The organism is Kribbella sp. NPDC002412 (assembly GCF_053592935.1).
Genome location: NZ_JBSFBL010000006.1, coordinates 1 through 13,801, shown reverse-complemented (window position 1 = coordinate 13,801; position 13,801 = coordinate 1). Strand labels below are relative to the sequence as shown.

Below are 13,801 nucleotides of genomic sequence, written 5' to 3'. Positions count from 1 at the left end.
CAACGGTACGCCGCGTCGTTCGCCCGGGCGCAGCCAGGATGGAGAGGTTCGTCTCATGACCGATCGCACCTACCGCGTGACCGAGATCGTCGGCACCTCCAGGGAAGGGGTGAAGGAGGCGATCACCAACGGCATCACCCGGGCCGGGGAGACGCTGCGGCACCTCGACTGGTTCGAGGTCACCGAGATCCGCGGCCACATCGTCGACAACCAGATCGACCACTACCAGGTCGGGATGAAGGTGGGCTTCCGCCTCGAAGACTCCTGACCCACCCCACCCTTCGAGGGGATATCCCGCCGGGTGCTGGGTTCTCCCCTCGTACGCCGACAGAGAACCCACCGTTCGGGGGGATAACCCCTCGAACGGTGGTGCCGGTGGCCGCGATAGCGTTCGGTCGACTGGCGACGTGTGAGGAGTGATTGTGAGCAGGTCTGTGTTGGTGACTGGGGGCAGCCGGGGCATCGGGCTGGCGATCGCGACCGCGTTCCGGGAGGCCGGCGACCAGGTCGCCGTCACCTACAACACCAGCCCGCCGCCGGAAGGCTTCCTCGGGGTCAAGTGCGACATCACCGACCAGGAGCAGGTCGACGCGGCGTTCGACACGATCCAGGACCAGCACGGCCCGGTCGAGGTGCTGGTGGCCAACGCCGGCATCACCCGCGACACGCTGCTGCTGCGGATGGGCGACGACGACTGGTCCGCGGTGATCGACACGAACCTCACCGGCTCGTTCCGGGTCGCCCGCCGCGCGGCCAAGGGAATGCTGCGGCTGCGCAAGGGCCGGATCGTGTTCATCTCCTCGGTGGTCGGCCTGCTCGGCTCGCCCGGCCAGGTGAACTACGCGGCCAGCAAGTCCGGCCTGATCGGCATGGCCCGCTCGATCGCCCGCGAGCTCGGCAGCCGCGGGATCACCGCCAACGTGGTCGCACCCGGCTTCGTCGAGACCGACATGACCGCGGTACTGCCGGAAGAGACCCAGAAGCAGTACCTGAGCCAGATCCCGCTCGGCCGGTTCGGCCTGACCGAGGAGATCGCGAACGCGGTCCGCTGGCTCGCCTCCGAGGAGGCCGGGTACATCACCGGCGCGGTGATCCCGGTCGACGGCGGCATCGGCATGGGCAACTAGCCAACACCAACTCTAGAAAGGGACGCCGGTGGGCATCCTCGACGGCAAGCGGATCCTGGTCGCCGGAGTCACGCTGGACTCCTCGATCGGCTTCGCCACGGCCAAGGTGGCGCAGGAACAGGGCGCCACCGTGCTGATCTCGAACTTCGGCCGCGCGCTGAGCATCACCAAACGGATCGCCAAACGCCTGCCTGTCGAGCCGCCGGTTCTGGAACTGGACGTCACCGATCCCGACCACCTGGCCGCGCTGCCGGACGCCGTCCGCGAGCACGTCGACGGCCTGGACGGCGTCGTGCACTCGATCGCGTACGGGAACCCGGAGACCATCCTCGGCGGCAAGTTCCTGCACGGTCCGTGGGAGGACGTGTCCCAGGCCGTGCACGTGTCGGCGTACTCGCTGAAGGCTCTTGCCGTGGCCTGCGCGCCGCTGATGAGCCGTGGCAGCAGTGTCGTCGGGCTGACCTTCGACGCGACCGTGGCCTGGCCCGGGTACGACTGGATGGGTGTGGCCAAGGCCGCGCTGGAGTCGACGAACCGGTACCTGGCCCGCGACCTCGGCGCCCAGGGCATCCGCTGCAACCTGGTCTCGGCCGGCCCGCTGAAGACGCTGGCCGCGAAGGCGATCCCGGGCTTCGAGAAGTTCGAGGAGCCGTGGCTGGACAAGGCCCCGCTGGGCTGGGACCCGGCCGACCTCGAACCGACCGGCCGGACCATCGTCGCCCTGCTCAGCGACTTCTTCCCCGCGACCACCGGCGAGATCGTGCACGTCGACGGCGGCTACCACGCGATGGGAGCGTAGGGGTTGGCCACATCGCTGGTTGAGCTCCGCGTCCTGGACGGAGCCAACCTCTACTTCAGCCGTGCCGCCGTCAAGCTCACGCTCGACATGTCCGCGCTCGTCGACGCCCCGGCCCCGGCCGCGAAGGCGTACGCCCAGGCCATCGGGCTGGGCGCCACCCGGCCCGGCCGGATCGGCTCCGGCTTCCGGCAGCGGTTCGCGATCCGGGTCGCCGGTCACGTCGTACGGCGGATCGCCCGCGAGGCCGGCATCGGCCGGATCGGCGTCCGGGTCCGCCCGGAGTCCGACGTACGGCGGCTCGTCGTCGCCTTCCCGTGGGCGCACGAAGGCCGGGCGCGGGCGCTCGGCGCCGCGATCGTCGAGGTCCTGGACGCGTTCGGCGCCGACGACCTGAGCGACCTGATCGGAACCGTCGGGGACCGGGTGCGCAACGAGCCGCCGGGCAACCCGCCGCCGACCCTGCGGCCGAAGGTGCCGGTGGTCGCGGTGACCGGGACGAACGGCAAGACCACCACCTCGCGGATGATCGCGCACATCGGCCGCGCCGCCGGCCTGCACGTCGGCTGGTCCAGCACTGACGGCGTGTACTTCGACGGCAAGCTGGTCAAGTATGGCGACTTCTCCGGCCCGAGCGGCGCCGGTCAGGTGCTGTCCCAGCCCGGGATCCAGCTCGCGGTCACCGAGACCGCGCGCGGCGGCATCCTCCGGCGCGGCGTCGGCGTCACCTCGAACGACGTCTCGGTGGTCACCAACGTCACCGCCGACCACCTCGGCCTCGGCGGTATCGACACGGTCGATCAGCTGGCCGAGGTGAAGGCGGTGATCACGCAGATCACCCGGCCGCGGGGCTGGTGCGTGGTGAACGGCGACGACCCACGGACGTTCGCGATGCGGCTCGGCTCGCCGGCCAAGTGCTGGGTGTTCTCCCGCGACGCCGACTCGCCGTCGATCCGGACCGTGCTGGACGAGGGCGGCCGGGCGACGACCGTGCTCGACGGGTTCATCACCGTGCTCGACCAGGCCAGCGACCCGGAGCCGTTGCTGAAGGTCGTCGACGTGCCGATGACACTGTCGGGGCTGTCGCACTTCAACGTGGAGAACGCGCTGGCCGCGGCGTCGGCGGCGCTCGGGCTCGGGCTGCCGCGGGCCGCGGTGATCGAGGGCCTGAGCTCGTTCGCGCCGAACGAGAACAACCCCGGCCGGATGAACATGTACTCGCTGCGCGACTTCACCGTGGTGATCGACCTCGCCCACAACGAGGCCGGCCTGGAGGCGCTGCTCGAGATCATGAACGGCGTCCGGCCGCCGGATGGCCGGCTGCTGCTCGCGCTCGGGTCACCAGGCGACCGGGCCGACGACATGGTGCTGGCGCTCGGGGCGATGGGCGCCCGGGCGGCGGACCGGGTGATGATCGGCCACAAGAGCGACTACCTGCGTGGCCGGCCGCCGTCGGAGCTCGACGCGGTGTTCCGGGAGGGGGCCGCGTCGGTCGGCGTGGACGACGTCCCGTCGTACCCGACCGAGCTGGAGGCGGCGCAGGCGCTGGTCGGCGAGGCCAAGCCCGGGGACGTGGTCGCGGTGATGTCTCTGCAGGATCGGGCGAGTCTTGACGCCTGGTTGCGGGCCGAGGGGGCTACCGTCGACACACCGGAGATCTTGAAGGCCAAGGTCGAGAGAGCCCAGCACTAGCCCCTGCCCGCCCGCGGTCGGGGCGGGAACGGGGTGAAGATGCGCTACCTGTGGTCGGTGCCGTCCGCGGTTGCCGCCTGGTTCGTGGCGGGTTTCGCCGCCACCTACCTGAAGGGGCTCCCGGACGGTACGACGCTGTTCGTGCCGTCGCGGCTGGACCTGCTCATCCTGGGCGGGTACGCCGGCGGGATCGCGGCCGGGCTGTTCGTCCGGCGGATCCGGATGACCCTGCCGCTCGTGCTGGTCGTTGCCGCGGGCATGTGGTGGCTGACCGGGAACGCCTTCACAGACACCGAACTCCTGCTCACCTTGCTGGTGGCAAGCGTCGTCGGCGGGCTGTTCGGGGCCCTGGGCACCCGAAGCTCGGTGGTGGCCGCGTTCGCGCTGGCGATCCCGGTGGCGTGGCTGGCGCTGCGGCCGGCCAACCAGCTGCAGGACTGGCGCTGGCTGTGGCAGCTGAACGGGCTGCTTGTCGCGGTCGGTCTGGCGCTGCTGCTGTACGTCGCCTGCTGGCGGCGTGGCTGGCGGTCGGCGTACTTCTGGGTGCCGCTGGCCGGCTTCTACCTGGCGTCCTTCGGCATCGTCGCCGGCGTCCGGGTGATCAGCCTCGCGCCCACCGGCCAGCCGGTCGACCAGACCGCTGACGCAGCAACCGACGCGTTCTTCCGGTCCTTCGAGCCGGTCCTCCGGGAGTACTGGCCGTGGCTGGTCCTCGCCGTACTCCTCGCGATCCCCATGGTCGCCCTCAAACTCCGCGCTCTGCCGCCACCCCCGCCGCCACCCGACCCGTACGCCAACCGCTCGAACGACGCCGTTCTGTCTGAGGACCTCGACTGGATCGACCGCGACGAACCCAAACGCCGCTGGCTGACACGCCGCCCCGAACCACTTGGCTGAAGGTTCAACTATAGGCTTCAGGGGTCAGGTAACCGCCCTTACCTCTGGAGATCTTCGTGCATCGTCGTGTGCTTCTCGGCGCCGCTTCAGCGGTCGCCCTCACGCTCGGGATTCCCGCCGCGCCGGCCTCCGCCTCCGCGCTGGAGTGCGAGCCCGGACTCGCCTGCTTCTTCGAGACCGTCAACTTCACCGGCAAGGTCGTGCGGTACGACGACGTGCCGGACGAGTGCACCCGGTTGCCGTTCGCGCCGGGTGCGTTGTTCAACTGGTCGGACGAGGACGTGCTGCTGTACCGCACGGCCGACTGCAGCGGGACTGCCTCGCTGGAGCCGGCGAACAACTTCCACAGCTACCCGAGCGCGACCTTCCTGAGCTTCCGCGCGGGATAGGCCGTGCGGTGCGGGGAGGAATGTCCTCCCCGCCCCGCGTGGATCACTTGGCGGGGGTGGCGGTCGCGCACTGGGGGGTGCAGGCCATGCCTGCCGGTACGCCGGTCGGGGCGCCGACCACGTTGCCCTTGGCATCGACCGGGGTCAGCTTGATGTCCGTCACGTCCTTGTCCGGCACGACGACGGCGAAGAAGCGCATCCGGTTCGTCGCCGGCGTGGCGACGGCCGGGAGGTCGTAGCTCCGGCCCGGGACCTGGAGTTTCACCCTGCGTGCGTCGGCCGACACCGCCCCGAAGATCAGCGTGGCGGCGATCTTCGTCGCGCTCTTCTCCTTCGCGTGCCCCTGGACCACGTGGTAGTTGACCTTCTGGCCGGGCGTCCAGTTGTTGAAGCAGACCCACGGCCGGCCGAAGCTGACCGCCGGGCTCTCGTCGCTGACCATGCAGCCGAACTCCGAGAACGCCAGCATCGCCCAGCTCCCGGCCGGGATGCTGCCCTTCGCGACGTAGTAGGCCTTGGGCAGGTACGCATTCGCGTCCGGCTCTTTGGTGAACACCTCGTCCGACCAGGGCGCCGGCAGCACGGTCTTGTGGTCGCCGGTCGGCGACACCATCGGAGAGTACGGCGACACCCGCGCCGACGGGATCGTGGCGCCGAAGCCGGCGACGCCGGGCTCGCTACCTGCCTGGTGGAGTGAACCGAGGATCGGACCCGCGGCGAGGACCGCAGCGGTGGCGGCTGCGACGGCCACGATGGCCGCCGTACCGCGGCGACGGCGACGGCGACTCTCGATGCGCTGACGAATCGGCGCCGCCGGGTCAGCCGGCTCCGGCCGGTCTTCGGTCAGTACGGCGAGCTTCGTGCTGAGGTCGTCGGTCATGCGATCCCCCTCCCGGCCAGGTCGGCCAGTTCGTCGGGCGTGCTGAAGTCTTGGTTTGTGCGCAGGGCGTCGAGGCCGCGGCGGGTGTGCTGTTTCACGGTGCCGACCGAGCAGCAGAGCAGGTCGGCCACGGTCTGTTCGGACAGGTCTTCGCCGTACCGGAGGTACACCGCGGCGCGCTGGCGTGGGCTCAACCGGGCCATCGCCGCGCGGAGAGCGAGTCGTTCGTCGACCTGTCCGGTGCCGGAGCCGACTGCGGTGTCGGGTGGTGACTCCGTCGGGCGCTCACCGATCCAGCGGCGGCGCCGGCTGGACAGGAAGAGCGTGGTGACGATCTTGCGCAGGTACGCCTCCGGGCTCCCGTCGCGCACCTTGTGCCAGTGGAACCACAACTTCGTGAAGGCCTCCTGCGCGAGGTCTTCCGCCCGCTGGTGATCCAGGGTCAGCGCGTACGCGAGCCGCGCCGTCGCGGTCCACCGTGCCCGCACAAAGGCATCGAAGTCGTTCGAGTCTTGTCTCATCGGCATCCTTCCTCCACCCCCTCGAACGCCGTCGCCAGCGTCGCAGGGTGACAGGTCAGCCGAGAAGGTTCTGGGCCAGCCAGCCGCCGGGCTGGAAGCCGGGTGGGAGGGCGAAGACGGCGGAGCCGATGGTGGTGGTCCACTCGTTCAGGGCGTCGGCCGCGTCGAGGCGGGCCAGCAGGGGGAGGAACTGGCCGGCGACGTCGGCCTGGTAGCTGAGGAAGATCAGGCCGGACTCGCGGTTCGGGCCGGAGTCCTGGACGTAGTTGAGGCCCTTGCGGAAGATCCGGCGGCCGTCGTTCTCGGAGTGGTGGGACAGGCGGGCGTGCGAGTTCTCGGCGATCACCAGCCGTCCGTCGGCGTCGCGGGCCTGGAGGTCGAGCTCGTCGTGCTCGGCCGTGCCGGTCAGCGGTGCGCCGTTCGACAGTTTCCGGCCGACCGCGCGCTCCTGCTCCGACCGGGTGAGCTCGTCCCAGGTGTCCAGGTTCATCCGGATCCGCCGTACGACGAGCGTCGTACCACCGTGGAACCAGTCCGGGCCGTCGGTCGACCACACCGTGCTGTCGAACTCCGGCGTCCCGACAGCAGGATTGCCGGTCCCGTCGACCTGGCCGAACAGGTTGCGGCCGGTGACGGGCTGTCCGTCGGAGCCGGTCCCGTTCCAGAACCCGGTCTGCCGCCACACCGGCGTGGCGAACGGCTTGGCGTCGGCGACCAGCCGCCGTACGGCGTGCACCACGCTGACGGCGTCGTCGGCGCCGACCATCACCAGCAGATCGCCACCCGACCACGCCGGGTCGAGCCGATCGTGCTTCATCACCGGCAAGGCGTCGAGCCCGGCCGGCTTCTGCCCGGTCAACCCGAACACCCGCGGCCCGAACCCGACCGTGGCCGTCAACGCGACATTCGCCACCGCAAGCTCGGGCGCCGTATCCCCAGGCGCCGGCCGCCCTCCGGCCAGCGCCACGATGTCGTTGCTCCACAACCGCATCAACCGGGCCAGTGCCGCCTTGTCCGTCCCGGGCAGTAGCTTCAACCCCACCAACTCGGCGTGCTTCGGGGTAGGAGCAGCGATGGCGGGCTGGTGCTCGCCATACGGCCCAATCAGCCGGGCTCCTGCGGCTGCCTGCGGTGCATCGGTGCCGATGGCAACAGCACCGCCGGCTGCGGCCGCGGCGCCGACGGCGGCCGCTCCGGCATAGCCAAACAACCGGCGCCGCGACGGCCGCGCCGCCCCACCCGCCTGTCTCCCCGCCGAAGGCGGGGACGCGGAAGAGCCCGGAGGGGGTGTGGAACCGGTCACTGGGGTGTCGGCGTCTCGCTCGGGTGGTAGTGCTCTTCTTCCTCGGTGAAGGCCTTCACGGGCAGTGTCAGGTCGTGGCTGCTGCCGTCGGAGAACTTGAGCGTGACCGGGACTTCGTCGCCGGGCTTCAGCGGCTGCTTCAGACCCATCAGCATGACGTGGTCGCCGCCGGGGGAGAGGTGCGTGTGCGAGGTCGCGGGCACGGTGATACCGCCGGCCTTCTCCTGCATCACCATCTTGCCGTCCTTCGTCGCCATCTCGTGCAACTGCACCATCCCGGCCACCGGAGATGTTGCCGAGGTCAACTTGATGTCCGTGTTCCCGGGGTTCGTCAGCGACATGAAGGCCGCCGTCATGCTGGTGTCCTTCGCCCCGACCGTGGCTCGCACCCAGGCGTCCTCGACCAGCACCGACGGTGTGGTCGCGGCGGCCTGGGTAGCCGGCTCAGGAGGGGATCCACAGGAGGACACCAACAGGACGGCCAGCGTGGCAGTCAGCAACTTCAGCTTCACGGACAGGCCAACGAGACTTGCCCCAGGCAAGTTCCCGTCGTGGTCACGTCAGTCGTCGCCCGGCTCCTCGTCAGGCTGGACGAAGTCCGGGTCGCCACCCTCGTCACCCGACCGGGCACCGGCCTGCGCCAGGTGCGAGACCGACTCGAGCTCCGTCAGCACAGTCTGGTGCTGATCGACGCAGAGTACGACGAGGTCGCCCCGGTTGGACCGCCCGAGCGCATGCCGGATCGCGGCCAGCTCCTCCAGCTCGATATCGACCTGCCGGCAGCGCGCGCCCTTCTCCATCGCGGCCCGGACACCAGCCTCGACCAGCGCCGCCGACTCGCCCCGCTTGCGCCCACGCAACCGGACGTCCTCGCGGACCACGACCACGTCGAAGTGCTGCGCCGCGACCTCGCCGAGCTCACGGATGTCGTCGTCGCGCCGGTCGCCCGCGGTCGCGACCACGCCGATCCGGGACGGCCGCCCGAGCTCCGACGAGGCGCTCAGGCTCTCGCCGAGCCGGTCGACGAAGTCACCGAGCATCCGCATCGCCGGCGCGTTGTGGCAGTAGTCGACGATCACGGTCCGCCCGTCCACGTCGATCTCGTTCAACCGGCCCGGCGACAGGTAGTACGACGTACTGAAGGTCCGAAGCCCCTGCCGGATGTCGTGCAGCGGCGCCCCGGCCGCGAACGCGGCAGCCGCGGCGGCCATCGCGTTCTGCACGTTCATCATCGCCCGCCCGCCGAACGTTGCCGGGAGCAAGTGGGTCCAGGCCAGCTGCATCGACCGGCGGCCGTGCTTGACCACGATCATGTCGCCCAGGTCCGACCGCTCCAGGACCACCGCGCGCCCGCCGCGCCGGCAGTGGCTGTCGATGTAGTCGCGGACCTCGCTGCCCGCCTCGGCCATGCTGAACCACACCACCTGGCCGGAGCACTTCCGCCGCATCTTGCGCACCAGCGGGTCGTCCGCGTTCAGTACGGCGTACCCCGACCGCGGCACCGCCTCGACGAGCACCGCCTTCACGTCGGCCAGTTGCTCGAGCGTCTCCACGCCGCGCAGGCCGAGGTGGTCGGGCTGGACATTCAGCACGACCGCGATGTCGTTGCGCTCGTAGCCGAGGCCCTCGCGCAGGATCCCGCCCCGGGCCACCTCGAACACGGCGAAGTCGACCCGCGGGTTCTGCAGCACCATCCGGGCCGACTTCGGGCCGGACGCGTCCTGCCGGATCACCAGCCGCTCGTCGATCACGATGCCGTCGGTCGAGGTCATCCCGACCTTGCGGCCGAGGCCCTTGAAGACGTGGCTGATCATCCGCGACGTGGTGGTCTTGCCGTTCGTCCCGGTCACCGCGACGATCGGGATCCGGCTGGTCGCGCCGGGCGGGAACAGCATGTCGACGACCGGCTTGGCGATGTACTGCGGCTCGCCGATCGTCGGGTTGGTGTGCATCCGGAAGCCCGGCGCCGCGTTCACCTCGCAGATCGCGCCGCCGGTCTCGCGCACCGGCTGGGTGATGTCCGGGCAGATGAAGTCGATGCCGGCGATGTCCAGCCCGATCATCCGGGCCGCCTCCTCGGCGATCTCCACGTTCTCCGGGTGCGCCTCGAAGGTCCGGTCGATCGAGATCCCGCCGGTGGACATGTTGCCGGTGAGCGTCAGCTTCACCATGGTGTCTTCGGGCGGTACGTCGTCCAGCTCGAAGCCCTGGTTCCGGACCAGCTCCCGGGCGGCGTTGTTGATCGTGATCCGGGTCAGGATCTTCTCGTGCCCGACCCCACGCCGCGGGTCGGCATTGGTGATGTCGACCAGCTCGGCCACCGTGTGGACGCCGTCGCCGACCACGTGCGCCGGCACGCGTTCGGCGATCGCCTCCATCCGGCCGTTGATGATCAGGCAGCGGTAGTCCTTGCCGGTGACGAAGTTCTCCACGATCACCCAGCCGCGGCGGGACTGCTCGGCCGCGATCGGGAAGGCCTCGCGGACGGCGTCGGCGTCCTGCAGGTTCAGGCACACGCCACGGCCGTGGTTGCCGTCGAGCGGCTTGCACACGACCGGGTACCCGATCTTGTGGGCGATCGCGACCGCCTCGTCGACCGTCCGGACCGACTCCGACCGCGGCACCGGCAGGCCGGCCGACGCGAGCAGTCGCGTGGTCAGGTCCTTGTCGCTGGCGATGTCGACCGAGATCGACCCGGTCTCGGACGTCATCGTGGCCCGGATCCGCTTCGCGTGCACGCCCTGGCCGAGCTGGACCAGGCTGGCCTTGTTCAGCCGGATCCACGGGATGTCGCGGGACACCGCCTCGTCGACGATCGCCTGCGTCGACGGCCCGAACGCGGTCCGCTCGGCCTGCTTGATGAACTTCTCCAGCTCGGTGGTGAAGTCGAACGCCGGGTCCGGCTGGACCAGATGGTTGACGAACCGTACGGCGAGCTCGCCCGCGGCCAGTCCGACCGCCTCGTCGGCGTACGCGTAGGTGATGTTGTAGCGGCCCGGGACACCCTTCACCTGACGGGTCTTCCCGCGGCGCATGTCGTGACCGGCCTCCTGCTGCAGCTGGAGGGCGACGTGCTCGGCGATGTGGCCGAGCCAGGTGCCCTCGTGCAGCCGCTCGATGAAGCCGCCCTTGCGGCCGCGCGAGCAGTGGTGCTGGTCGAGCCGCGGCAGGTCCGCGAGCAGCTTCTCGGTGAAGCCGGGGATGGTGTTCGACGGGAAGCTCTCCAGCGAGCCCAGGTCGACGACGAGATGGATGGCCGGTTCGTAGCTCCAGACGTTCGGGCCGCGGTAGACGCGGGTCTCGATGATCTTGAGGTCAGGAGCAGGGGCGCCGTGCGTGTCGGTCATGCGTGTCCATTGTCTGGTTGCGTGCGGTCGGGGAGGTCGAGTTCGGCGCCGGCCGTGATCGGCTCGGTCGCCTCCGGTCTGGACTCCCCGGCCGCCACCGGCCGTTTCGACGTACGGCGACCGGCCCGGCGCTTGCGATCCGCGTAGTACTTGGGTGACACGCCCTCGGCGGCGATCTCCTTGGCCAGCTTCCGCAGGTCCCGCTCGGCGGCCTGCAGCTCGGCGATCTCCTCGGCCGGCGGCTGCGGCCCGTAGGACAGCAGGACCCGCGCCTGCAGGTCGAACGTCGCGGTCGCGGGCAGCACGTGCAGTACGACGCCGGACGCGAGAATCGGCTCGGATCGCTTGGCGTAGTGGGCGTTGGAGGTGATCCGGCTGCCGTCGAAGATCGTCACCGCGCCACGGCCGACGACCTCCAGGTGGGAGCCGCGGACCACTGCCGCGGTGTCCTCGTCGACGCCGATGCCGAGCAGCCCGGGGGACTGGGCGACCAGGGACAACAGCCGGCCGTACCGGTTCCGCTGCGCGAAGTGCTGGTCGACGATCGCGCCCTGGACCAGGCCGAGGCCACCGGCCAGCTGGCTCATCCGCTGCCGCGGGGTCGCGCCGGCCCGTCCGAACGCGATCATGTGCTCGGCCAGGATGCTCGCGCCGGCCGACGTGCCGCCGACTGCCGCACCGCGGGCGTGCGCGGCGGTCACCGCGCGTCCGAACGCCGTACCGGTGACGACACCGGCGAGCTTGAGCTGGTTGCCGCCGGTCATGAACACGCCGGTGGCGTCGTGCAGCGGCTCGATGAACGCCGGGTCGTCGGCGTCCTCCCGGGTCTCCGGGCGGACACCGACGACGCTCTCGGCGCCGAGAGCGGCGAACAGGGCGTGGTAGACGTCGACGACATCCGGACCCAGCGCGGACGCGGTAGGCACAACCACGATCCGCGCCTTCGCCCCACCAGCCGCCTCGACGAACTCCTGCAGCACCGTGCGCTTCTTCAGCTTGTCCTCGGCACCACCGATCGCGAACAGGGCCCCCGGCCCACTGCTCACCCCACCCTGCTGTTCAGACATAGCCGAAGGATAGGTGCTGCCCCCCTCCGAAGCCGTATCCGGTCAGCGGGTGAAGGTCAGCCAGTTGAGGTTGACGTAGTCGGCGGGTTGGCCGCTGGTGAAGGTCAGGTAGACGTCGTGGACTCCGGTGACGGCGGAGATGTTGGCGGGGACGGTGCGCCAGGACTGCCAGCCGCCGGTGTTCGCGATGGCGAAGCTGCCGATGGGTGGGTTGGAGCGGCTGTCGAGGCGTACTTCGACCAGGCCGCTGACACCGCCGGCCGCGCCTGACGCGACCCGCGCGACGAACTGGGTTGCGGCGGTGCTGCCGAAGTCGAGGCCTCGGTAGAGCGCCCAGTCGCCGTTGCCGATCTGCATGAGGTTCTGGCCGCCGCCGGTGTCGGTCGTCGTCTCCACGCCCATGCCGGACTGCAGGCTGTTCGACTCGGCCTGGATCGTGCTGTAGGCACTGCTACCACCAGGCGGCGGAGTGGTCGGGGGAGTCGTGCCACCGCCACGCGACCACACCGCGACGTAGTCCACGACCATCGGATGGCCAGGGACGGTCTCCGGTCGTGGTGTCGGTCCGTTCAGCGCATCCGGGAACGCGCCGCCGATGGCCACGTTCAGCAGGATGAAGTACCCGGCGTGCGAGGTCATGTTCGTCCACGTGTCCGCGGGCAGCTGGCCTTGGCTGATCGCGTGGTATTGCTGCCCATCGACGTACCAGCGCAACTGGTTGGGCGTGCTGCTCGTGTCCCACTCGAAGCGGTAGGTGTGGAAGCCGGACTGGCAGGACGAGCCCGGGCAAGCGCGGCTGGCGCCGAGGCCGCTGGTCTCGTTGCACGGGCCGCCCGGGTTCACACCGCAGTGCAGCACGCCCCAGACGGAGTTGATCCCGTTGACGTTCTCCATGATGTCGAACTCGCCGATGCCCGGCCAGTTCCAGTAGTTCCCCCGGTACGGCGCTCCGAGCGCCCAGAACGCGGGCCAGTACCCGAGCGCCGCGTTGCCGGTGACGTTCGGCATCTGGATCCGGCTCTCGATCGCGAGCACACCACCGGCCGGCGGCTTGAAGTTGCTGCGCTGGGTCTCGATCCGGGCCGACGTCCAGTTGCCGGCCGAGTCCCGGCGCGGCGTGATCCGCAGGTTGCCGGCGCCGTCCAGGGCCAGGTTGTTCGTGCTGTTCGTGTAGTTCTGGATCTCGCCGGTGCCCCAGTTGGCGGGGCCGCCGGGGTAGCCGTGGCCGGTGTCGATGATCCAGTTGGCGCTCGACGGCAGCGTGCCGCTCGGTCCGTCGAAGTCGTCGCTCCAGACGGTCGTCCAGCCGGACGCGGGCGGCGGCACGCTGGCGTCCGCGGCGACAGCCAGCGCGCCGGTGACGAGAAGTGGGGTGAGCAATGCGGCGATCAAGGGGCGGGAACGCATAGCGACCTCCAGGGGTTGGTGAGGTCAATGTGAGCGCTCTCATGGCAACGTGTCAACAGCTCGTCACGGTCCGGATCAGAGCTGGCGGCGGTAGACCGTCGTACTGCGGCGCACCCGCATGCCGAGGCGTTCGTACATGGCGAGCGCGCCGGTCCCGGAGTGCGTCCAGAGGATGCAGTCCCGACGCCCGAGCCGGCCGAACTCGGCGCAGGTGGCGTCGAGCATGGCGCGAGCGACGCCCTTGCGGCGCTGGTCCGCGCGTACGGCGAGCTGCTCGACGTACCCCTCTCCGGTCTCCGGCAGGTCGAGCGCGACGATGGGGCCTGTCGACGCTCGGCAACCTCGGAGTCCGCTGCCCGGACGACGTCACGCTGA

The 13,801-nt window shown here is 70.2% G+C and carries 14 protein-coding genes; 6 read left to right on the top strand and 8 right to left on the bottom strand.

Annotated elements, in window-relative coordinates:
• Nucleotides 1-55: 55 nt before the first annotated feature.
• From ACWCOV_RS06575 to ACWCOV_RS06550, 6 genes are all read left to right on the top strand, one after another.
• Nucleotides 56-268 (top strand): dodecin, encoded by a 213-nt coding sequence (locus ACWCOV_RS06575; protein WP_360538310.1) that lies wholly within the window; start codon nucleotides 56-58, stop codon nucleotides 266-268.
• A 154-nt stretch (nucleotides 269-422) separates the two neighbouring features.
• Complete coding sequence (fabG, locus tag ACWCOV_RS06570; RefSeq protein WP_449828220.1) at nucleotides 423-1,127, top strand: 3-oxoacyl-[acyl-carrier-protein] reductase; 705 nt, start codon at nucleotides 423-425, stop codon at nucleotides 1,125-1,127.
• Nucleotides 1,128-1,155: 28 nt separating this feature from the next.
• Nucleotides 1,156-1,926: an enoyl-ACP reductase FabI gene (fabI, locus tag ACWCOV_RS06565; RefSeq protein WP_449828219.1), complete on the top strand. Its 771-nt coding sequence runs from the start codon at nucleotides 1,156-1,158 to the stop codon at nucleotides 1,924-1,926.
• A 3-nt stretch (nucleotides 1,927-1,929) separates the two neighbouring features.
• The gene (locus tag ACWCOV_RS06560) at nucleotides 1,930-3,615 is read left to right on the top strand and encodes a Mur ligase family protein (protein ID WP_449828218.1); all 1,686 of its coding nucleotides are present in this window, start codon (nucleotides 1,930-1,932) and stop codon (nucleotides 3,613-3,615) included.
• A 39-nt stretch (nucleotides 3,616-3,654) separates the two neighbouring features.
• Nucleotides 3,655-4,512, top strand: a complete 858-nt coding sequence (locus ACWCOV_RS06555) for a hypothetical protein (protein ID WP_449828394.1) — start codon at nucleotides 3,655-3,657, stop codon at nucleotides 4,510-4,512.
• A 56-nt stretch (nucleotides 4,513-4,568) separates the two neighbouring features.
• The gene (locus ACWCOV_RS06550; RefSeq protein WP_449828217.1) at nucleotides 4,569-4,901 is read left to right on the top strand and encodes a peptidase inhibitor family I36 protein; all 333 of its coding nucleotides are present in this window, start codon (nucleotides 4,569-4,571) and stop codon (nucleotides 4,899-4,901) included.
• Nucleotides 4,902-4,944: 43 nt separating this feature from the next.
• On the opposite strand, the gene ACWCOV_RS06545 is transcribed toward ACWCOV_RS06550, so the two are convergent.
• From ACWCOV_RS06545 to ACWCOV_RS06510, 8 genes are all read right to left on the bottom strand, one after another.
• Nucleotides 4,945-5,781, bottom strand: a complete 837-nt coding sequence (locus ACWCOV_RS06545) for a hypothetical protein (RefSeq protein WP_449828216.1) — start codon at nucleotides 5,779-5,781, stop codon at nucleotides 4,945-4,947.
• On the bottom strand, nucleotides 5,778-6,302 hold the full coding sequence (locus ACWCOV_RS06540) for a SigE family RNA polymerase sigma factor (RefSeq protein ID WP_449828215.1): 525 nt from the start codon (nucleotides 6,300-6,302) through the stop codon (nucleotides 5,778-5,780). The genes ACWCOV_RS06545 and ACWCOV_RS06540 overlap by 4 nt, the downstream gene beginning before the upstream one ends.
• A gap of 55 nt (nucleotides 6,303-6,357) precedes the next feature.
• Nucleotides 6,358-7,605, bottom strand: a complete 1,248-nt coding sequence (locus ACWCOV_RS06535) for a Dyp-type peroxidase (RefSeq protein ID WP_449828214.1) — start codon at nucleotides 7,603-7,605, stop codon at nucleotides 6,358-6,360.
• Nucleotides 7,602-8,117 (bottom strand): copper chaperone PCu(A)C, encoded by a 516-nt coding sequence (locus ACWCOV_RS06530; protein WP_449828213.1) that lies wholly within the window; start codon nucleotides 8,115-8,117, stop codon nucleotides 7,602-7,604. The genes ACWCOV_RS06535 and ACWCOV_RS06530 overlap by 4 nt, the downstream gene beginning before the upstream one ends.
• A gap of 48 nt (nucleotides 8,118-8,165) precedes the next feature.
• A complete protein-coding gene (cphA, locus tag ACWCOV_RS06525; protein WP_449828212.1) occupies nucleotides 8,166-10,952 on the bottom strand; it encodes a cyanophycin synthetase in 2,787 nt (928 codons plus the stop codon).
• On the bottom strand, nucleotides 10,949-12,019 hold the full coding sequence (locus tag ACWCOV_RS06520; protein ID WP_449828211.1) for a cyanophycinase: 1,071 nt from the start codon (nucleotides 12,017-12,019) through the stop codon (nucleotides 10,949-10,951). Before ACWCOV_RS06520 ends, cphA begins: the two co-directional genes overlap by 4 nt.
• Before the next feature lie 42 nt (nucleotides 12,020-12,061).
• Nucleotides 12,062-13,426, bottom strand: coding sequence for a carbohydrate-binding protein (locus ACWCOV_RS06515; RefSeq protein ID WP_449828210.1), 1,365 nt, complete (start codon nucleotides 13,424-13,426; stop codon nucleotides 12,062-12,064).
• 75 nt (nucleotides 13,427-13,501) lie between these two features.
• Entirely contained in the window at nucleotides 13,502-13,729 is a 228-nt protein-coding gene (locus ACWCOV_RS06510; RefSeq protein ID WP_449828393.1) for a GNAT family N-acetyltransferase, read from the bottom strand.
• Between the last annotated feature and the right edge of the window lie 72 nt (nucleotides 13,730-13,801).